The sequence below is a fragment of the Arenibacter sp. F20364 genome, from assembly GCF_023015905.1.
Lineage (GTDB): Bacteria > Bacteroidota > Bacteroidia > Flavobacteriales > Flavobacteriaceae > Arenibacter.
Genome location: NZ_JALKBD010000001.1, coordinates 242,553 through 264,875 on the forward strand (window position 1 = coordinate 242,553; position 22,323 = coordinate 264,875).

Consider the following 22,323-nt stretch of genomic DNA (forward strand, 5'->3'; position numbering starts at 1 on the left):
CATGGCAACAAACTTGTCGGACAATGCATTAAAAACGGTGTAGATCAATCTATTTTTACAATGGAAAAATCTCCGGAAAGTGGTCTAAGTGCTTTTATTAAATGCGGAATCAACCGCTCTCCATACTCTAGATAAAGTTCCGAGAAATTAAGGTTGCGCTCTTGAAGGGATTTATTGGGAAAAAGTTGATTCTGAATTTCGGTCATACGCAATACATGGTCCTGTAACTTTCTTTTTTGCGCCTTTAGCAATCTTTTTTCCAAATTATCCAAGCCCTTTAATTGCTTTACCTCCTGAGCTTTTACGGCTCCTAAAAAAGAAGCGTCCGTTTGGGCCGCCAGGTCGTACAGTCCTTTAAACTGCTCTTGTAAATGTTTCTTCTGAGGGGCAAAATCAATATCTATATTGGAAATTTCCCTAATCTTTTTATTGATAAAACTACTTTGATCCAAAAATATATCCGTCATGGAAATATTCATTCGATCTAATTTCTCCTTCTGCTTTTCCGTAATGACCAAAGCCGAATTACGAAGCAATAATATAGGAAAGGGTACCTTCATTTCCTCAAACATGGCTCTCAGCTCCATCCAATAAGCAAGCTCCCCACCGCCGCCTATATAGCACAGGTTGGGCAAAATTACTTCCTGATACAATGGTCTTGTGATCACATTGGGCGAAAAACGTTCTGGATAATTGTCCAATTCCGTCAGAATTTCTTCTTGGCTAAATTTAATTTTGGTATCATTTATATAAAATTTACCATCCTTCTCCACAATTCTCTCCCGGACACCATCCAACAAATAAAAATAATTGATTTCCCTGGGGTTAACCTGTATACCATAATTCTCCGGTAGTAGCTGTAGTTCATCTATAGTTTCACTGACCTTATTATAAGAAGCGTTTTCCAACAAATCGCGCTTTACAAAGGGCACCAATAGGCGCTTCAATTCTGTATCATTGGCATCCAAAATAACCAGACCGTGTTCGCCAAAAAGTTCATTGGCCAAAAAACGGGTAGCATCGGTAAGGTTATCATGCTCCAAATACGCCTTGGCAAACCATTCCTTAAGTTTGGTAGCATTGATACTATTACCCATTTCATTGGAAAAAGCCTCTAGAATAGCTTCCAGCCCATCCGTTTCCAGTGGCCCCACGGCACCGGAAACATTCTTATTCCACTGTAATTTTTTACCCCTAAAATTGAAGTAGTTTATTTCATCAAAATCATGATCTTCGGTCGCCATCCAATAAATAGGAACAAAATTATTTTCCGGATTGGTCAGCTTCAGTTCCTTAGTCAGATTAATGGTGGAAATAATCTTGTATAAAAAATATAATGGACCTGTAAATAAATTCAATTGATGCCCTGTTACAACTGTATAAGTTGAGGCCTCCTTAAGTAGCGATATATTTACTTTGGTATCTTCAGAAATATCAACATCCCCATATTGATTTTTAAGAACCGAATACAGCACTTCCCGATGTGTCTCGGGAAAATTTTGCTTGACCTTAATCTGCTCGGCAAATTGACCGATATGAGGTAGCCTATCGTAAAAGGGGGACAGCGTTTCCTTCCCCTCCAGATAGTCACATATTAAATTTGAAAAATAACCAGTTTTTTTAAAGGGTATGCCTTCGACTTCCATAGAAATATTGGTAATAGCCCGTAAAGATAAAATTATCCCTTTTTTCAGTTCCTAAAAATACGTTAAGAAGTTTAATATTCCCTCTTTTAATAGCTATTTGAAGGGTACCGTACCCAAATCCTAATAGCAAGTGTGGATAGAAGGTACCTAATATCGCTAATAATCCTTAGATTTGATTCTTGGCAAATTAACGGATTTAAATGAAAAAACTACTACTAACCTTTTTTCTTCTTGCAACTACCTTGGGCTTTTCCCAAACTTTACTATCCCCCTCAGAATTTTTAGGATACGAATTGGGATCGGAATTTACGCGTCACCATGAAGTGGTGGAATACTATAAATATCTTGCTGAAAATGCTTCGGACCGGGTTAAGTTGGTAGAATATGGAAAAACCAATGAACGTAGGCCCCTGATCATGGCCTATGTTTCCACATCTGAAAACATTGCCGCCTTGGAGTCTATTAGATCAGAGCACTTAAAGAATACTACGGGCGAGGGATCGCCTACCAAAGCCATAGTATGGTTAAGTTATAATGTTCATGGTAATGAAAGTGTAAGTACGGAGGCCTCCATGCAGACCATTTTTGAACTTTTGACGAGCAAGTCCAATTACTTGACAAATACCCTGGTAATCATGGATCCATGTATTAATCCAGATGGTCGGGATAGATATGTCAATTGGTACAATCAATTTAAGAATTCTCCGAACAATATAGACCCCAATAGTAAGGAGCACCATGAAGGATGGCTAAATGGGCGCTCCAACCATTATATGTTCGATCTAAACCGGGATTGGGCATGGCTTACGCAGTTGGAAAGCCGGCAACGCATAAAAGTTTTCAATCAATGGTTGCCCCATGTACATGTTGATTTCCATGAACAGGGAGTAAATACCCCTTATTATTTTGCCCCGGCAGCAGAACCCTTTCATGAGGTGGTTACCGATTTTCAACTCGATTTCCAAATTACCATAGGAAAGAACCACGCCAAGTACTTTGATGCCAACGGCTGGTTTTATTTTACCAAAGAAGTTTTTGATCTTTTATACCCCAGCTATGGAGATACCTACCCCACCTATAACGGTGGTATTGGAATGACATACGAGCAAGGTGGAAGTGGGCGTGCCGGACTGGGCGTAAAAACCTTTATAGGGGACACCCTTACCCTGCACGATCGAATTGCACATCATCTTACCACAGGCCTGTCTACCATAGAAGTGGCCTCCAAAAACATAGAAAAACTAAATAAGGAATTCAAGAAATTCTACACGGAAAAGAATTTCAAATATCAGAGTTATGTAATGAATGGCGATCCAGATAAAATTGAGGCTTTAGCCGAACTTCTTACATCGCATGAGATCAAATACGGTTGGGCCAAGGAAGGTTTGGTTAAAGGCCTTTTGTATAACTCGGGAAAAATAAGCACCCTTAGAACCTCCCCAAAAAGCTTGGTAGTATCTACCAATCAAGCCAAAGGCACCTTGGCCCAAGTCCTACTAGAGCCCAGTACCAAACTTAGTGATTCGCTTACCTATGATATCACGGCCTGGTCCCTTCCCTTTGCTTACGGATTGGAAACAGTTGCATCCCAGACCTTGGTAGATTTCGACCCACCTGCCATTGGGATTGCCCAACCCGTCATGGAAACCAAATACCCCAAGGACACTTATGCCTTTATTAGTGATTGGTCCAGCATGAAGGATGCCCGTTTTCTGGCAGAATTAATGAAAGAAAATATTAGGGTCCGGTATGCCAAAAATCCATTTCGCGTGGACGGTAAGAAATTTGATCGAGGCAGTCTGATCATCACCAAGGGCGACAACAAAAACCATAAAGACTTTGTTGGCACTATAAGTAGGGTAGCCATGAACCATAAAACTTCAATAACCCCTGCCAATACCGGATTTGTAGAAAAAGGAAACGATTTTGGCTCCAGTTATGTCCCTATGATCAAGGATTCCAAAATTGCGATGTTGTCCGGAGAACCTACCAGCACCCTTCAATTTGGTGAAATATGGCACTTTTTTGAGCAACAGCTACATTATCCGATAAGCATTTTGGACACTGAATATTACGACCAAGTGGATCTATCAGAATACGATGTCCTTATTCTACCCAACGGATGGTACTCTAAATTCTTCAATGAAAGTAAACTACGGGAGCTGAAGGAATTTGTTGAAAATGGCGGAAAATTAATCGCTATGGAAGGGGCCATAAAAGGAATAAACGGGGAACATGGTTTTGGTATTAAGGAAAAAATAATTAACAAAGATAGCACGGAAACTCTACTTCCCTATGAGGAAGCGGAGCGGGAAGAAATCAAGAATGCAATAACAGGAGCCATCTTTAGAACCAATGTAGACCCAACACACCCTTTAGCTTACGGCTACGGCGACCAATATTTTAGCCTTAAATTAAGTGACGATGCCTTTGAAAATTTAGAGACTGGAACCGTTGCCTATTTGGAAAATGACACAACTCCCATTTCAGGTTTCGCTGGAAGCGAAGCAAAGAAAAAAATTGCCAATACAATGGTTTTCGGCGTAGAGGAAGTGGGCAAGGGCCAGGTTGTTTACATGGTAGACAACCCATTGTTCCGGGGGTTTTGGGAAAATGGAAAGCTGTTCTTCGTCAATGCCCTGTTTATGGTAGAATAACTCAAATTGCACCTATTAAAACTATGGGAATTATACTCCATATACCTGTTAAACAAAGAAACCCTTTAAGCGAGAACAAAAAAACATACAACATATAACTCTAGAACATGAAAAACATTTTTGATAAAAAGGTAGTAGACGAACTAATTGGCAGAATCAATAAACTAACCTCTAAAAGTACCGGATTATGGGGCAAAATGAATGTTGCCCAAATGATGGCCCACTGTAATGTTTCCTATGAAATGGTCTATACGGAAAAGCATCCCAAACCAAAGGGACTAATGAAACTAATGCTTAAACTTTTTGTAAAACAACCGGTCGTCAATGAAAAACCTTACAAGAAAAACAGCAGAACTGCTCCTGCATTTTTAATCACCGATGAAAGGGACCTTGATAAGGAAAAAAAACGATTGGTAGATTATCTAATAAAAACCCAGGAACTTGGGGAAGCTTATTTTCACAATAAGGAATCCCATTCTTTTGGCCCCTTGACCAAAACGGAATGGAACAATTTGTTCTACAAACATCTCAACCATCATTTGGAGCAATTTGGGGTATAGAATTGGATTAGCGAGAACTTCAAAAACCCTAAGTAATTTATCTCCAGAGTGCTAGTTACAATCCTTAAAAAGGATTCCTTAATTGAATAATATTCAATATTTTTACCAATTAATCAACACCTCAAATACTCGTTCAAATTAAATCCAAAAAAATAAATTCCAACTATTAAACATATGAAAAAAATTAAAGGCATCTATCTATTGGCCATCTCCATTTTAATTTTCTCTTGCACACCAAAAGAGAAAAAATTGGGGGACTTTGCATTACTACCTCAACACCAAGAATTTGAAATTACCGGAGTTAGTTCAATATCCTTTGATCAAGGCTTCAAGGTGGAGGCCAAAAACAATGAAGCATTGCCCATAATTGACCCGGATATTTTAGTACTGGATGAACATCAAGGAAAGGCAACTTTAACGTATGAAATAGATTCCAACATGGATATAGCAGCGGAAGGTTACACCTTGAACATTTTGGACCAACAGATCCATATAAAAGGAAAGGACGAAGCCGGTTTGTTCTATGCGTTCAAAACCTTGGAACAATTAACGGTGGACGCCAAAGACCAAAAGGTAAACCTTCCGTTATGCCAATTAAAGGATTACCCCCTTTTAGCCTACCGCTCCGTTCAATTGGATGTAAAACACCATTTGGAAAAGACAGAATACTATTATGAATTATTGGACAAGTTTGCCAGTTATAAGATCAACGGTATTATTCTCGAAGTTGAGGACAAATTAAAATTTAAACGCCAGCCTGTAGTAGCCTCTGCAGATGCATTGAGTATTGAGGAATGGAAAAAGATCAGTGATTACGCCAAGGAACGGCATATAGAAATCAGTCCCTTGGTACAGGGATTGGGGCATGCCTCATTTATTTTAAAGCATCCTGAATACATGGAACTCAGGGATAACCCCGAAAGCGATTGGGCCTTTAATCCACTAGATCCCAAGACTTACGAAGTGCAATTTGATCTTTATTTGGACGCCATGGAAGCTTTTCCTTACGGAAAATACCTGCATGTTGGCGGGGACGAAGTACACACTACTGGAAGAGGTAGCAAGGAGTCTCCCCTAAAGTTACAATTGATGTGGTTGGACAAAGTGGCTAAATTTGCAGAAGAGCACGGAAGGACCCCTATTTTCTGGGATGATATGCCTCTAAAACAGGCCGATGTGTACGACCCCATGTTTAAAAAGGATATGACACAGGAAGAAGTAGATCAGGTTTGGAAAGATAATGAGCACAAGCTATTGGAGTTTTTGGACATTTTCCCAAAGAATTGTATTTATATGCGATGGAACTACAGTTCACCCCAAGCTTTAGGAAATATAAAGGCCATGCAATGGTTTACGGACCATGGAATGGAGGTAATGGGAGCAACGGCAGGCCAAACCAGATGGGTCCTAATGCCGCAGGAGGAAAGCAATATGGAGAATATCCGATCTTTTGCAGTAAGTTCCATAAACAGTGGTCTTAATGGGTTGCTATTGACTTTGTGGGATGATGATTCTCCGCATTTTGAATTGTATATGAGAGGTATTCTAGCCTTTGCCGAATATTCCTGGATCGGGGACAAACGGGGTAAGGATGAAATAAAGTCGTCATTTAGACAGCGGGAATACGGGTACACCATGGCGGATGAAGGCAACGCCTTTATCACAGAACTAGAAACCCCCGTCGCCTTTTGGAAAAATGCCCTGCTTAAAAAGAATCAACGCAATTTTCTTCATAAGATGGAAGATCCTCTGGAAGAGGCCGTAATCGACTTGCCCAACAAAGAAAACAATGGAGCATGGAGTTTGGCCCATGAAGAAAGATTAAAAGAAGCCTCCCTTAACTTGGCCGCGACCGACAGTATTGCCAAAATAATAGAAAATGCCCGTTCCCTTGCCTTGAGAAACGACCATAACCTACAAGTCTATGAGCAAGTGAACAAATTGGCCCAGTTTAGCCCAAAAATGTTACTGGCACTTAGAGACTATGACAAGGCGGAAAGTAGAGAGGACATCATAGCTACTGCTTCAAAACTTAAGGAATTGGAGTCGGAATTCGGCAGCCTTAGAAAGGAATTGGAAATGGTTTACGGCAAAACACGAATTTTAAACAAACCGGATAATTATATTCTGGATCAGGACCATCATGTGCACTTGGCCAATCAGTCCATAAATTTCGATTGGCAATTCTATGCCGAAATAATGTTCTTTAAGAAATTGAACAATGCAATGAAAAAGGAGATCTACATGGAAAATGCTGATCCCTTAAAGAAATAATTCTTCACGGAAATTACTATTGTTGAATTAGGGCGAAAAATACCTGGTGAAATATCTTGTACCAATGTTAACAAAAATAAGCGTTTAATTAAGTATATTTCGCCCCTAAATCCGATTCGAAAATCGGGCTTAAGGAGAGCATATGGAAGAGAAGGCAGCCACCCGAATAAATAAGTTTTTGAGTGAAATGGGTTATTGTTCGCGTCGCGCGGCGGACAAACTTATTGATCAAGGAAGGGTAACCATTAATGGAAAAGTTCCCGAAATGGGCACCAAAATTACCACGGATGATGAAGTACGTGTTGATGGCAAACTTATTTCCGAACCTCAAGAAAAGCCTGTATATATTGCTTTCAACAAACCCATTGGCATTGTTTGCACTACCGATACCAGGGTGGAAAAGGACAATATTATCGACTTTATAAATTACCCAAGCAGAATATTCCCTATCGGAAGATTGGACAAACCCAGTGAAGGATTAATTCTATTGACCAATGACGGAGATATAGTAAATAAGATTTTACGGGCCAGAAATAAGCACCAGAAAGAATATATTGTTACCGTAGATAGACCTATAACAAAGGTTTTCCTGGAGAAAATGGCCAATGGGGTCCCCATCTTGGATAGGGTAACCCGTAAATGCGAAATTGAGGAAATAAGCAAGTTCCAATTTCGAATTATTCTAACACAGGGGCTGAACCGTCAGATAAGGCGGATGTGCGAGTATCTAGGCTACAATGTAACCGCCTTAAAACGTATTAGGATCATGAATATTCAATTGGACGTTCCCGTAGGCAAATGGCGCTATTTATCCGAAAAGGAATTAAGTGAAATCAATGAAATGATCTCCGATTCCTCAAAGACCCATCACAAGTAAAAACAATAAACTGCCCCTCTAATTTAATTTTAACCGTATAGCCATGAAGATGGAAGAAATAGAAAATATTGAGTTATTGTATTTAAGCGTGGATGACTATCAAGAGCTTAAAACGGCCATGATAGAATCCTACACCACTATGCCGGAATCTTACTGGCGGGAACATCAAATAGATAATTTAATATCCAAATTTCCAGAGGGACAGGTAGTCATAAAAGTGAATGGCCATATTGCAGGCTGCGCACTGTCCATTATTCTGGATTATGATAAATTTGAAAATAAACACACCTACCAACAAATAACGGGAAATTACACTTTTAACACCCATTCTCCGGAAGGCGATGTACTATATGGGATAGATGTCTTTATAAAACCTGAATATAGGGGTATGCGGTTGGGTCGTAGATTATATGATTACAGAAAAGACCTATGCGAGCGCTTAAATTTAAAGGGGGTTGCTTTTGGAGGTAGAATCCCCAACTATCATAAATACAAAGACACCTTATCTCCCAAGGAATATATTGAAAAGGTAAAACGCAAGGAAATAAACGACCCTGTACTTAATTTCCAAATTTCCAACGACTTCCATCCCAGTAAAATTCTAAAAAACTATTTGGAAGGTGATTCTGCTTCCAACGATTACGCTGTACTTTTGAAATGGGACAACATTTACTATGAGAAGAAGAATATAGAGGCTAGCGTTGTAAAAAAGGTTGTAAGGGTTGGACTCATCCAATGGCAAATGAGGCCCTACAAAAATCTGGATGATGTTCTTCAACAAGCAGAGTATTTTGTAGATGCCGTTTCAGGGTATCGGTCGGACTTTGCCCTATTTCCCGAATTCTTTAATGCCCCTTTAATGGCCGAACACAATCATTTATCGGAATCTGCGGCCATCAGGGAATTGGCCAAGCACACCACAACCATTGTTCAGCGATTTTCCGAGTTGGCAATTTCCTATAACATCAATATTATTACAGGGAGTATGCCGGAAGTAGTGGATGAAAAATTGTACAATGTAGGCTATCTCTGTAAACGCGATGGTACCAGGGAGCGCTATGAAAAACTCCACGTAACTCCAGATGAGGAAAGGGTTTGGGGATTGCAGGGAGGCAACGAACTAAAGGTATTTGACACAGATTGCGGAAAAATAGGTGTACTGATCTGCTATGATTCCGAATTTCCGGAATTAAGTAGACTATTGGCAGATGAAGGAATGGATATTCTATTCGTTCCCTACCTAACGGATACCCAAAATGGGTTTTCCCGGGTCAGAAATTGTGCCCAGGCCAGAGCCATTGAAAACGAATGTTATGTGGCCATTGCCGGAAGCGTGGGCAACTTGCCAAAAGTACATAATATGGACATTCAATATGCCCAATCCATGGTATTTACACCCTGTGATTTTGCCTTTCCAGCCAATGGGATAAAGGCCGAAGCCACTCCAAATACAGAAATGATACTGATCGTAGACCTGGATATAGACTTATTAAGGGAACTTAACCAATTTGGTAGTGTTAGAAACTTAAAAGACCGAAGAACCGATATTTTTGAGGTTCGGAGAAAGAACTAAACGATAAAGTCAATTAGCTCAGAGCAAGCCTGTCTGGCCGTCAAAGACAGGCCCTTGAGGCATCGGAAGAAAACTACTACTAACATTTCTAAGCCCGCCTGAATGGAAGGGGCAGGCAAGGGTCGGAGCATTCAAACCTTACTTGGTGAGTAAACTTTTTGCGCCTTACCATATACTATTTTCCGCATACAGCACAAATGTAATGGCTACCTACCCAAACCTATATTTGGTGAATCACCTTAGAAGGGCTCTTAAAAATGTGTTGACCAACTTAATTGTTTTCCTGCTTTACAAGAGTAGCAACACAAGTTCTGCTGTGAACAACTCCCATTGCTGTTTTCGGAATATATTGGCTAAAATACAAGGTACCTTAATTTATTGCCCAGAAAATCAGGCTCGGCAAGAGGGGGGCCACCTTCAAAGGCATCCGAAAATTTAAACAAAATTTTAATAGGGTATTTCATTAAAAATCACTAAATTAGGAAGACAATCGTTCATTGATATAAGCAATAGATGCTTAACCTGAATATACCTTTGCCAACCTTCACCGACTACTATTTAAATTTATTGCAAATACATCAGAGCGATTGAAACAATAAAATTTAAACAGATGAAACTCAAAAAAAATCACATTAAAAAAAACCCCCTAATAACCACAATTTTAATTTTGTTGTTCTTAGCGGTAACGCCCTCCGTTTCGGCGGCCCTCTTGTATCAAGATGTGCAGGAACAGGAAAGTTCTTTTAACCAGTATCAAGGTAAAATTGTTGATGCGGAAACCAATAAACCATTGGTCTTTGCCACTCTTTCCATTGAAAACACAAATATCAGCACCGTCAGTAATACCGAGGGTCACTTTTCATTAAAAGTTCCCAAGGAAATTAGTGAGGGACAGGTTAGTATATCCTTTTTAGGCTATAGGACCAGAACAATCCCTCTACTCCAGTTGAAGGAAAATAAAAATGAAATTGCTCTGGAAGTAAGCTTTACGGAATTATCCGAGGTGAGTCTTGCCGTTCCAAAAGACGCAAAAGCCCTTGTTCAGGAAACCCTACTCAGGAAAGGTGATAATTATTTTGACGACCCCACCTTAATGACAGCCTTTTACAGGGAAACCATTAAAAAAAGAAGGAAAAACGTATCCTTATCAGAAGCAGTGGTCAATATTTACAAATCTCCCTACAATTCGGATCGTAGGGACGCTTTACAGCTTTATAAGGCGAGAAAAAGCACTGATTATGATAAATTGGACACCTTGGCCATTAAACTGCAAGGAGGACCTTTTAATACCCTCTTTGTGGACATGATCAAATACCCCCAATATATCTTTACCGAAGAAACGTTTGATGACTATGACTTTAGCTTTGAAAACTCTACCATGGTTAACGACAAACTTATTTTTGTAATCAATTTTAAACAAAAGGAATTCATATCAGACCCCTTATACCAAGGAAAGTTGTATATAAATGCGGAGAAAAAAATTCTTACCAGCGCCATATATTCCCTGAATATTACGGATAGGGATAAGGCCGCCAAAATGTTCGTTCGCAAAAAACCTGCCCATGCCAATGTTTGGCCTACAGATATTGCCTACCGCGTAGATTACAGGGAAAAAAACGGAAAATGGTACTACGGCTACAGCAATGTCCTATTGGAATTCAAAATAAATTGGGACGATCGACTTTTCAATTCGGTGTACAGCATGACCTGCGAAATGGCCATTACGGACTGGGAAAAGAACACCACAGGCGAATCGCCAAAATTTAGGGACCGAATTAAATCTTCCATAATTTTGGAGGATGAGGCTATCGGATTTTCAGATCCGGATTTTTGGGGCGAGTATAATATTATAGAACCCGAAAAATCCATTGAATCTGCCATCAAGAAAATACAAAGGCAATTGAGAAGAGCCAAATCCAGAGAGGATTCTTCCTCCCTTGGAATGTAAATATTTTTACTAGAACAATGAAGTCCGTCACAAAAGTGACGGACTTTTTTTATGCTATTTTTTATATATTTAGGCGCTACAAAATGTGATTGATGAAAAAAAGGAGACAGTTCTTTAAAACAGCCTTAGGGGCCGGGATGGCCACCCTAATACCAACAACAATATTTGCAAATCCACAGGAGAAAAAATCGCTCCCTACCAACCTAAAACCCAAAGCATTAAAAAAAGGGGATACGATTGGGCTTATTGCGCCTGGTTATGCCGTAAAACCCGAAATTTTGATAGAGGCCAAAGAAACTCTGGAGAAAATGGGATTTAAACCTTACCATACAGATCGCATACACGGGAACCATGGATACTTTAGCCATACGGACGAGGAAAGGGTGGCAGATCTAAACGAAATGTTCGCCAATAAAAAGGTAGATGGCATCCTTTGTGCACGTGGGGGATATGGTTGTACCAGGATTATGCATTTGATCGATTATGATCTCATTAGGAAAAAACCCAAAGCCTTAATAGGTTTTAGCGACATTACGGCCCTATTAAATGGCATACATCAAGAAACTGGCCTTATCACCTTTCACGGGCCTGTAGGAAGCACTTTGAACGACCCTTATAGTATTGAGCATTTGCTAAATGTGGTAATGAAATCCAAGGAATTGCCATCCATTATCAATAATGTGCAAATAACAGATCTAGAAGAATATAGCAAGCCTGAATATGATCGATACAACATTAATCCCGGTGTTGTAACAGGAAAATTGGTAGGCGGTAGTCTAACATTGGTCAACGCCCTGATAGGAACTCCACATGAAATTGATTTTACAAATGCCATAGTCTTTCTTGAAGATATTGAAGAAGCTCCATATCGTATAGACAGGATGCTCACTCAACTAATGCAGGGCAAAACTTTTAAAAAGGCGGCAGGAATTGCTTTAGGGGTTTTTAAAGGTTGCGATAATACTCCCAACCCAAAATCGTTTACGCTCAAGGAGGTTATTATGGACAGGATCAAACCTTTGGGCATACCCGCTGTCTATGGCATGACATTTGGCCACATCGAAAACAACTTTACCCTGCCCGTAGGAATTAATGCCAAATTGGATACCAATAAAATGACACTGCAATTGTTGGAAAAGGCGGTCCGGTAATTATAAAAGTTAGAACTGACAAACCGGTATAAATTAGACAAATCAAATTACCTTAAATCATAATGCAGCCATCATAGTCATGGCTGCTTTTAGTTGAAACCAAGCCTTAATAGGTTAGTTGGCCACCTCACTGATAAATTTCAATCTATATAGCCTAAGTTCCTCATCCTCGTATTCCCCGTCAAATTCCTTTAGTGCCACTTCAAGATCATCTGTATTGGCCTCCAAGAAATAATCATGGATTTCATCTTGCTGATCTTCATCCAAAATCTCATCGATCCAATAGGCAATATTCAACTTGGTGCCACTAAAGACAATTTGCTCCATTTCCTTGATCAGTTCGTTCAATTCCAATCCCTTGGCCGAAGCAATATCATCCAAAGGCAATTTTCTATCTACGTTTTGAATAATATACAGCTTCAAGGAGGAATTGGCCCCTGTGCTTTTTACAATTAGATCATCCGGTCTTAAAATGTTGTTATCTTCTACATATGCAGCTATCTGGTCCACAAAGGGCTTTCCGTACTTTTTCGCCTTACCTTCCCCAACGCCATAAATATTCACCAATTCCTCCAAGGATATGGGATACTTAAGTGCCATGTCATCCAAAGATGGATCTTGAAATACAACAAATGGGGGAACACCCAATTTGTGGGCCTCTTTTTTTCTTAGATCCTTTAGAATCTTCAATAAATTGTCATCGGCCACACCTCCAGAAGATTTAGCCGCGCTTACAATGGCATCATCGGTTTCCTTATTGTATACGTGATCCATGGTCATCATAAATGATGTTGGATTATTAACAAATTCCTTTCCTAGCGGAGTTACATGTAGAATTCCGTATTGCTCTATTTCCTTTCTAAGCAGACCGGCGACCAGCGTCTGACGGATCAAAGCCATCCAATAGCCTTTATCCTTATCTTTTCCTATGCCAAAAAAATCCTTTTCATCGGTCTTGTGGGAAGATATCAAAGCATTTACCTTTCCTACCAAGGCCCTAACAATTTCTTTGGACTTAAATTTTTCACTGGTACCCGAAATAACATTGATCAGCTTTACCACATCACCCTTAGCTTCCTGTTTTTCCTTAGGGTTTCTGGTATTGTCGTCCATTTCGGCACCCTCACCATTAATTTCGTCAAATTCCTCCCCAAAATAATGAAGTATAAATTTTCTGCGGGACATTGAAGTTTCGGCATAACCCACAATTTCCTGCAGTAGGGCATTACCTATTTCTTGTTCGGCCACCGGCTTTCCCGACATAAATTTTTCCAATTTTTCCACATCCTTATAAGAATAGAATGCAAGGCAATGACCCTCGCCCCCATCCCTTCCGGCCCGACCGGTCTCTTGATAGTAGCTTTCTATACTCTTGGGAATATCATGATGGATTACAAAACGAACATCCGGTTTATCGATTCCCATCCCAAATGCAATGGTGGCAACCACAACATCCACATCTTCCATCAGGAACATATCCTGATGCTTGGATCTGGTTTTACCATCCAATCCCGCATGATATGGTACCGCACTAACGCCATTTACCTGTAGTACTTGGGCCAATTCCTCCACCCGTTTTCTACTCAGACAATAAATAATGCCGGACTTACCCAAATTTTGTTTTATAAAACGGATAATATCACCATCAACGTTTTGGGTTTTCGGCCGTACTTCGTAATAGAGATTTGGTCTATTAAAACTAGCCTTGAACACCTTGGCATCGGTTATTCCCAAATTTTTTATAATATCTTCCTGTACTTTTGGCGTTGCAGTGGCCGTTAAGGCAATTAACGGAATATTATCCCCCAACCTACTAACAATAGATTTGAGATTGCGGTACTCGGGCCTAAAATCGTGTCCCCATTCCGATATGCAATGAGCCTCGTCAACAGCAACAAAGGATATGGTTTCCCCCTGTAAAAAATCCACATACTCCTCTTTGGTCAAGGATTCTGGAGCTACATACAAAAGCTTGGTTACCCCACTACTAACATCGCTTTTCACCTGTTTGATCTCTGTCTTTGTCAAAGAAGAGTTTAAAACATGGGCCACTCCTATCTCGTTGGACACCCCCCTAATGGCATCCACCTGATTTTTCATCAGGGCGATCAAGGGCGATACCACTATTGCAGTACCTTCCTGCATGAGTGCCGGCAGCTGATAACAAAGGGACTTCCCACCGCCTGTGGGCATAATTACAAAGGTATTTTTACCTTGTACTATATTCTTAACTACGTTTTCCTGTAAACCTTTGAATTGGGAGAATCCAAAATACTTTTTTAGAGAGGCATGTAAATCAATCTCATTCATACCCATACCGTACTTCACCATTATTAATATTATATATTGGCACCAACGCCAAAAATGAAATTCCTTAAGTTAAGGAATTTTTGTCTTTTAAATTAGTATTTATTTGAAATAAATTTGTTCAAATTTAAAATATTCTATAAACTTAAGTTTATGTAATTTTGTAAAATAAAGATAAGACTTTCTTTTAGGAAAATCATCACCTAATTTTAATTTACTTTGAGCGATACCAAAGCTATATTGGCCATAGCGAAGAAAACCATTGATAATGAGGCCGAGGCAATATCCCATTTAGGGACTCTCTTAAACGAAGACTTTTCAAATGCGGTGGAATGCATTAGACATTCCAAAGGCAGGGTCATAATTTCCGGAATCGGAAAAAGTGCCCTAATCGCTTCCAAAATTGTTGCCACCTTAAATTCTACAGGCACCCCTTCAATATTTATGCATGCTGCAGACGCTATACATGGTGATTTAGGCACAGTGCAGAAAGACGATGTGGTTATATGCATATCCAAAAGTGGAAATACCGCCGAGATTAAAATGTTGGTACCCTTAATAAAACACGGCAAGAACAAATTGATCGGTATGACCGCAAACCCCGATTCCTTTTTAGCGGCACAGGCAGACTATGTTTTAAACACCTATGTGGAAAAGGAAGCCTGCCCCAACAATCTTGCCCCCACTACCAGTACAACTGCCCAATTGGTGCTTGGAGATGCCTTGGCAATCTGCCTTTTGGAACTCAAAGGATTTAGCAGCAAAGACTTTGCAAAATACCACCCTGGAGGTGCGCTTGGCAAAAAATTATATTTAAGGGTAGGTGATATTGCCGGCTACAATCAAGTGCCCAAGGTGCTTGCCAACAGCGACGTAAAATCTGTAATCGTAGAGATCTCTGAAAAAATGTTGGGAGCAGCCGCGGTATTGGAAGACAATAAAATTGTAGGGATCATTACCGATGGGGATATAAGGCGAATGCTTAACAAATACGACAACATTTATGGTCTAACGGCCAAAGATATTATGAGTCTTTCACCTAAAACAGTGGCTTCAGATGTCCTAGCTGTCAAAGCTCTGGAAATTATGCAAACCAATAATATCTCACAATTATTGGTTGTGGAAGAGGAGAATTACAAAGGAATAGTACATTTACATAATTTAATTAAAGAAGGCATACTATAATGACAAAAAAGATTAAGACCCCAAATGAGATGTCATTCCTGGACCATTTGGAAGAACTAAGATGGCATTTAATACGATCAACCTTGGCCATCATTATTATTGGAGGGTTAGCTTTTTTAATGAAAGGCTTTATTTTTGATACGGTCCTTTTCGGCCCGATGATGCCAGATTTTCCAACCTATCACGTTTTTTGCGACTTTTCCAAGTTATTGGGTTTTAGCGAATCCTTTTGCAATACAGAACCGCAATTTACATTGCAAAGCAGAGGAATGTCAGAGCAGTTTTCCGCGCATATTTGGACATCCATTTGGGCAGGTTTTATAATCGGATTCCCCTATGTGCTTTATGAAATGTGGAAATTTATAGCACCTGGTTTACACGACAACGAGCGTCAAAATGCCCGTGGATTTATCTCTATTGCCTCCTTATTATTCTTTACGGGGGTATTGTTCGGGTATTATGTGGTAGCCCCTTTGTCCATTAACTTTTTGGGAGGCTACTCCATAAGTGATACAGTGGTGCGGGAAATAGACCTTCTCTCATACATCTCCACTGTTAAGATTTCAGTAATTTCTTGCGGAATAATTTTCGAATTGCCGATCATCATCTTTTTCTTGACCAAAATTGGTTTGGTTACCCCTGAAATACTCCGTAAATACAGAAAGATTGCCTTGGTAGTAGTGCTTATTATCTCTGCGGTAATTACCCCACCAGATGTAGTTAGTCAGGTTATAGTAGCCATTCCTGTCTTAATTCTATACCAAGTTAGTATTTATATCTCTAAAGTGGTCATAAGAAGAGACGCCAAAAAACAGAAGAAAAATGTCAAATCAAGTTAAGGAATTTAATGACTATCGTTCAAAAATGAACGAAAAGCTCTTGGCGGACAACAACAAGATTATAAAAAGAATCTTTAACTTGGACACTAATGCCTATGCCGCCGGAGCTCTGGATGTAAAGACCAAAGAGCTATTGGGATTGGTAGCCTCGGCAGTACTCCGTTGCGATGACTGCGTAAAATACCATCTGGAAAGCTCCTACAATGAAGGCGCCAGCAAGGAAGAAGTTATGGAAACCTTAAGTATAGCCACCCTTGTTGGCGGCACTATTGTAGTTCCCCATTTAAGAAGGGCCTATGAATATTGGGAGGAATTGGAAAAACAAGAAGGTTAAAAAATCTACAATATCTTTCCCCAAACTAATATAAGGCTTAGTTTTGGGGAATAGAATGGTACTATGAAGCTAAGAGCAGAGAATATTATGAAGTCCTACCGAGGACGTCAAGTGGTAAAGGGAATTTCACTGGAAGTGAACCAAGGTGAGATTGTTGGACTATTGGGTCCCAATGGGGCCGGTAAGACAACATCCTTCTATATGATCGTAGGATTGATCAAACCTAATGGCGGCAATATTTATCTGGATAAAATGGAAATAACGCGCTTTCCCATGTACAAAAGAGCACAAAATGGCATTGGTTATTTAGCTCAGGAAGCCTCTGTTTTTAGAAAACTTAGTATTGAAAAAAATATTCTTAGTGTACTCCAATTGACCAAATTGAGCAAGAAAGAGCAGCTGATGAAAATGGAATCGCTCATTGAGGAATTTGGACTTGGACATATACGCAAAAACCGGGGCGATCTATTGTCGGGTGGTGAACGAAGACGGACGGAAATTGCAAGGGCCTTGGCCACGGACCCTAAATTTATTTTATTGGACGAGCCCTTTGCAGGTGTTGACCCTGTGGCTGTTGAGGACATTCAGAGAATTGTTGCCCAGCTTAAAAACAAGAATATCGGCATATTGATTACCGACCACAATGTGCAGGAAACTTTGGCTATTACCGAGCGCTCCTACCTTATGTTCGAAGGTGGCATCCTTAAATCAGGGATTCCCGAAGATTTGGCAGCCGATGAAATGGTCCGCAAGGTGTATTTGGGACAGAATTTTGAGCTTCGCAAGAAGAAATTGGATTTTTAATTATATCCAACCCACCCTTTCGGTAATTGATCAAATCAATAACCCTTCCCAAAACAACACCTTTTTTAGTCCATGATTTAATGGGGCCTACCTCTACAAGGTTCATTTTTTAATAAGTAATCAATCTGTTTTTGAAACTTTTAGGTTATTTACCAAAGAACTGATAATATAAAAAGCTATGATACCGGGAATAGCCATAAATTTCATGGTGAGGATCAATACAAAACTTACCGTTATAAAAATATAGCGCAGGGCATTATCCCGAAAACTCCAATTTTTAAACTTAAGGGCAAAAAGACTAATACGGGCATTCAATAAATAAGAGCTCAATAAGGTAGTCCCGATCAAGAACCATTTATTCAGAATGATAGTGTTTAAAAAATCATTGTTGTGATAAAGTAATATTAGCGGAAAGGAAAGAATAAGCAGAGCGTTGGCAGGAGTTGGGAGTCCAACAAAAGATGAAACCTGATTTTCGTCAATATTAAACTTTGCCAAGCGATATGCAGATGCAAGTGTAATTAAAAACCCAACAAAAGGAAGCAATGGCAGATCGAATAAGGACCACTGCACGGTCCCTGGCGTATCTAACTGTAATCCTATGTTCCAACCACCGCTGTAGGACATACTTAACAACTGGAACATCACTATACCAGGCACCAATCCACTCGTAATTACATCGGCAAGGGAATCCAATTGTAGGCCCAATTCGCTTTTCACATCCAAGGCACGGGCTGCCAATCCATCAAAAAAATCGAAAAATATACCTAAAAATACAAAAGCCGCAGCTACCTCCAACTTGTTCAGTACGGCAAAAACAGTGGCCACACATCCACAAAAAAGATTCATCAAGGTAATAATATTAGGAATATGGCGCTTCATAGGGCTGATTTTATGAGGTTTGACACCTACAATTGCATAATGCAATCGGGGTGCCGTCATGTAAAAATACCATTTATTAAAAAATGCTGTTAAATTATATCCTGTTTTTTATAATTGCTTGTAGTATCCCGCTCAAATCCTATAAATTATTCGATATTTGCGTTGAAAATTTTAAAAAATAGTGGCTCCCATTAGGATATGCGCATAAGGATTCTTTTTATTTCATTTTTTTTGGGCCTGATGTTCCACAGCAATGCGCAGGTAAGGGAATTGGCTCCCGAAACCCAAATAAGCGTTTTAACCTGTGGTTCCGGAAGCGATCTATACACCACATTTGGCCATAGCGCAATAAGAATCCAAGATCCCACACAGGGAATAGACTGGGTCTATAATTACGGGACCTTTAATTTTGACCCTCCCATGTTCTATGTGGAATTTGCCATGGGAAAATTATTCTATTCCTTGAGCAAACAAAACATGCCCAATTTTTTGTATGCCTACGAATTGGAGAATAGATGGGTAAAGGAACAACTCTTACAGTTTACACACCTACAGAAGCAGCAATTGTTCCATTTTTTGGAAAACAATTATCGCCCAGAAAATAGGGATTATAAATATGATTTCTTTTTCAACAATTGCGCCACTAAAATAGGGGATGTTTTACAGGAGGCCTTAGGTAATAATTTACATTTTAGGGAAGGTCATTTAGAAAAAAATTTCACCTTCAGGCAGCTTATACACCAAAACCTGACCACCAATTCATGGTCCAGCTTTGGAATAGATTTGGCGCTGGGATCGGTTATAGATAGAAAAGCAACGAACAGGGAGCATATGTTTTTACCATTATATGTAATGAAACAATTGAGCCATACCACCTTGTCCGAACAAAATCTTGTAGTTAGGGAAAGAACAATTCTAACCTCTGTAAAAAAAGAGGGGAACGGATACTTTTTGGCCTCTCCCCTATTTTGGATATTGGCCATATTATTGTTCGTTCTGGCCATCACTTATATCGACTATAAGAACCATGTTAGAAGCAGGATCTTGGATTCCGTACTATTTTTTGTTTCAGGATTGGCCGGTGTTCTACTGATTTTCCTTTGGTTTTTTACCGATCATACGGCTACCGCCAACAATTTTAATATCCTATGGGCATTTCCTTTGAATCTAATTGTTGGCTATATCATTGTTAAAAAGAAGAATGCCCCCAGTTGGCTGCCCAAGTACATATTGTTTCTAATGGGATTGTTAGGTTTAACACTAGTTTTGGCCTTATTTAAAGTGCAGGTATTCTCCCCTTTGGCCATGCCCCTATGGATCATGCTAGGCGCAAGATATCTTTTTTTATGGAAGCATTTCCAACAACAAAACAGTTTAAAATAATACCTTAGATGAACCTACTTACAGTTGAAAACATATCCAAATCATTTGGCGAGTTATCACTCTTTTCAAATATTTCCTTTGGTATCAATAAGGACCAAAAGATTGCGTTAATTGCCAAAAATGGTAGCGGCAAGACTTCAATCCTAAACATATTGTCCGGCAAGGATGCTTCGGATACCGGTCAAATAAATAGTCGCAAGGGCATACGAATTTCATTTTTGGAACAAGAACCGGATTTAGATCCCAAATTAACTGTAGAGGAGACCATATTTGCATCGGACAACGAGGTTTTAAAGGTTATCCAAAATTATGAACATGCCCTTTTGGATCCCGAAGATGCAGATGCCTATCAAAAAGCCTTTGAAGCTATGGAACGCTATGACGCTTGGGATTTTGAAACCCAATACAAGCAAATCCTATTCAAATTGAAGTTGAAAGATCTAGATGTAAAGGTGGGGCTACTTTCAGGGGGACAAAAAAAGAGATTGGCGTTGGCCAATGCCTTGATCAACAGGCCTGACTTACTCATATTGGACGAACCTACCAACCATTTGGACCTGGAAATGATCGAGTGGCTGGAACAGTACTTCGCCAAGGAGAACATGACCCTCTTCATGGTTACCCATGATCGTTATTTTCTGGAACGGGTCTGCAATGAAATCATTGAACTGGACAATGGGCAGTTGTATTCCTACAAAGGCAATTATTCCTATTATTTGGAAAAGAAGGAAGCCCGTATAGAGCAAGAGGCAGTGGAACAGCACAAATCCAAAATTCTGTTCAAGAAAGAACTAGCTTGGATGCGCAGGCAACCCAAAGCACGTACCACTAAATCCAAATCCAGAATCGATGATTTTCACACTATTAAAGAAAGGGCCAGTCAACGTAGGAAGGAACACGAGGTTCAGCTGGAAATTAATATGGAACGCATGGGGAGCAAAATTGTAGAGCTCCATAAAATTTCCAAAGCCTTTCCCAACAAGCCCATTCTGGACAAATTTGAATATAATTTTCTCAAGGGAGAACGTATCGGCATCATTGGAAAAAATGGCACCGGAAAATCTACCTTTCTAAATATATTGAGCGGTACCGTACAACCAGACAGTGGTAAGGTAATCATAGGCGAAACCATTAAATTTGGATATTACACCCAAAAGGGCATTACCATAAAGGAAGGTCAAAAAGTAATCGACGTCATTCGAGAATTTGGAGATTATATTCCGCTAATGAAAGGAAAACAAATTTCTGCGCAGCAATTATTGGAACGCTTTCTTTTCGACCGTAAAAAACAGTACGATTTTGTGGAAAAACTAAGCGGGGGGGAACGTAAACGCCTATACCTATGTACCGTTTTGATCCAAAATCCGAACTTTCTTATCTTGGATGAACCTACCAACGACCTGGACATTGTTACCCTTAACGTATTGGAAAGTTTTCTGCTCGATTTTCCAGGCTGTCTTTTGGTAGTTTCCCACGACCGTTATTTTATGGATAAGATAGTGGACCACCTCTTTGTTTTTAGGGGGAATGCCGAAATTGAGGACTTCCCGGGCAACTATTCCGATTTCCGAACTTATGAAGACAGTAACATTCTGGAAAATAAGGTATCCAAAGAAAAAGCCAACGAAGTAAAAAACTCCAAAAACACCTGGAAAGAAGAAGAAACCGGAAAAAAACTTTCCTTCCTGGAGCAAAAGGAATACAAGCAATTGGAAAAGGAAATCCAAAAACTGGAGTCCAAAAAGGTGGAAGTTCAGAATAAATTTACGGACAGCACCCTTTCAGGTGATGATATTTCCCAATTATCCATTGAACTCAAGGAGATTACGGATACTATAGAAGAAAAAACGGAACGCTGGTTCGAACTTTCTATGTCTATGGACGACTAGGTCTCAAAAAATAG

The 22,323-nt window shown here is 39.7% G+C and carries 16 protein-coding genes; 13 read left to right on the forward strand and 3 right to left on the reverse strand.

Translation table 11 applies throughout. The annotated features are described in order from the left end of the window. Positions 1-44: 44 nt before the first annotated feature. Positions 45-1,646, reverse strand: a complete 1,602-nt coding sequence (bshC, locus tag MWU84_RS01030) for a bacillithiol biosynthesis cysteine-adding enzyme BshC (RefSeq protein WP_246897109.1) — start codon at positions 1,644-1,646, stop codon at positions 45-47. A gap of 200 nt (positions 1,647-1,846) precedes the next feature. Here bshC and MWU84_RS01035 point away from each other — a divergent pair, with 200 nt between their 5' ends. The 7 genes from MWU84_RS01035 (at position 1,847) to MWU84_RS01065 (ending at position 12,686) form a co-directional block, all read left to right on the forward strand. Further along, positions 1,847-4,303, forward strand: coding sequence for a M14 family zinc carboxypeptidase (locus MWU84_RS01035; protein ID WP_246897111.1), 2,457 nt, complete (start codon positions 1,847-1,849; stop codon positions 4,301-4,303). 107 nt (positions 4,304-4,410) lie between these two features. Beyond that, positions 4,411-4,863, forward strand: coding sequence for a DUF1569 domain-containing protein (locus tag MWU84_RS01040; RefSeq protein WP_246897117.1), 453 nt, complete (start codon positions 4,411-4,413; stop codon positions 4,861-4,863). 174 nt (positions 4,864-5,037) lie between these two features. Next, the gene (locus tag MWU84_RS01045; protein ID WP_246897119.1) at positions 5,038-7,137 is read left to right on the forward strand and encodes a family 20 glycosylhydrolase; all 2,100 of its coding nucleotides are present in this window, start codon (positions 5,038-5,040) and stop codon (positions 7,135-7,137) included. Positions 7,138-7,279: 142 nt separating this feature from the next. Next, entirely contained in the window at positions 7,280-8,014 is a 735-nt protein-coding gene (rluF, locus tag MWU84_RS01050) for a 23S rRNA pseudouridine(2604) synthase RluF (protein ID WP_246897208.1), read from the forward strand. A 43-nt stretch (positions 8,015-8,057) separates the two neighbouring features. Beyond that, the gene (locus tag MWU84_RS01055) at positions 8,058-9,587 is read left to right on the forward strand and encodes a bifunctional GNAT family N-acetyltransferase/carbon-nitrogen hydrolase family protein (RefSeq protein WP_246897213.1); all 1,530 of its coding nucleotides are present in this window, start codon (positions 8,058-8,060) and stop codon (positions 9,585-9,587) included. Between the two features lie 610 nt (positions 9,588-10,197). Continuing rightward, positions 10,198-11,535 (forward strand): carboxypeptidase-like regulatory domain-containing protein, encoded by a 1,338-nt coding sequence (locus tag MWU84_RS01060; protein ID WP_246897216.1) that lies wholly within the window; start codon positions 10,198-10,200, stop codon positions 11,533-11,535. A gap of 92 nt (positions 11,536-11,627) precedes the next feature. Beyond that, a complete protein-coding gene (locus tag MWU84_RS01065) occupies positions 11,628-12,686 on the forward strand; it encodes an LD-carboxypeptidase (protein WP_246897218.1) in 1,059 nt (352 codons plus the stop codon). 114 nt (positions 12,687-12,800) lie between these two features. Here MWU84_RS01065 and recQ read toward each other — a convergent pair whose 3' ends face one another. After that, positions 12,801-15,002, reverse strand: a complete 2,202-nt coding sequence (gene recQ / locus MWU84_RS01070) for a DNA helicase RecQ (protein WP_246897426.1) — start codon at positions 15,000-15,002, stop codon at positions 12,801-12,803. Between the two features lie 210 nt (positions 15,003-15,212). Here recQ and MWU84_RS01075 point away from each other — a divergent pair, with 210 nt between their 5' ends. The 4 genes from MWU84_RS01075 (at position 15,213) to lptB (ending at position 18,155) form a co-directional block, all read left to right on the forward strand. Continuing rightward, on the forward strand, positions 15,213-16,178 hold the full coding sequence (locus tag MWU84_RS01075) for a KpsF/GutQ family sugar-phosphate isomerase (protein WP_246897221.1): 966 nt from the start codon (positions 15,213-15,215) through the stop codon (positions 16,176-16,178). Further along, a complete protein-coding gene (gene tatC / locus MWU84_RS01080; RefSeq protein ID WP_246897224.1) occupies positions 16,178-17,017 on the forward strand; it encodes a twin-arginine translocase subunit TatC in 840 nt (279 codons plus the stop codon). Before MWU84_RS01075 ends, tatC begins: the two co-directional genes overlap by 1 nt. Further along, the gene (locus MWU84_RS01085) at positions 17,001-17,351 is read left to right on the forward strand and encodes a carboxymuconolactone decarboxylase family protein (RefSeq protein WP_246897226.1); all 351 of its coding nucleotides are present in this window, start codon (positions 17,001-17,003) and stop codon (positions 17,349-17,351) included. Before tatC ends, MWU84_RS01085 begins: the two co-directional genes overlap by 17 nt. Before the next feature lie 63 nt (positions 17,352-17,414). Then, on the forward strand, positions 17,415-18,155 hold the full coding sequence (gene lptB, locus MWU84_RS01090) for an LPS export ABC transporter ATP-binding protein (protein WP_246897228.1): 741 nt from the start codon (positions 17,415-17,417) through the stop codon (positions 18,153-18,155). 120 nt (positions 18,156-18,275) lie between these two features. Here lptB and MWU84_RS01095 read toward each other — a convergent pair whose 3' ends face one another. Then, entirely contained in the window at positions 18,276-19,037 is a 762-nt protein-coding gene (locus tag MWU84_RS01095) for a CDP-alcohol phosphatidyltransferase family protein (RefSeq protein WP_246897230.1), read from the reverse strand. 198 nt (positions 19,038-19,235) lie between these two features. On the opposite strand from MWU84_RS01095, the gene MWU84_RS01100 reads away from it, so the two are divergent. Together MWU84_RS01100 and MWU84_RS01105 are read left to right on the forward strand one after the other, a co-directional pair. Continuing rightward, positions 19,236-20,420, forward strand: coding sequence for a DUF4105 domain-containing protein (locus tag MWU84_RS01100; RefSeq protein WP_246897232.1), 1,185 nt, complete (start codon positions 19,236-19,238; stop codon positions 20,418-20,420). Positions 20,421-20,428: 8 nt separating this feature from the next. Beyond that, complete coding sequence (locus MWU84_RS01105) at positions 20,429-22,309, forward strand: ABC-F family ATP-binding cassette domain-containing protein (RefSeq protein WP_246897234.1); 1,881 nt, start codon at positions 20,429-20,431, stop codon at positions 22,307-22,309. Positions 22,310-22,323 lie beyond the last annotated feature (14 nt).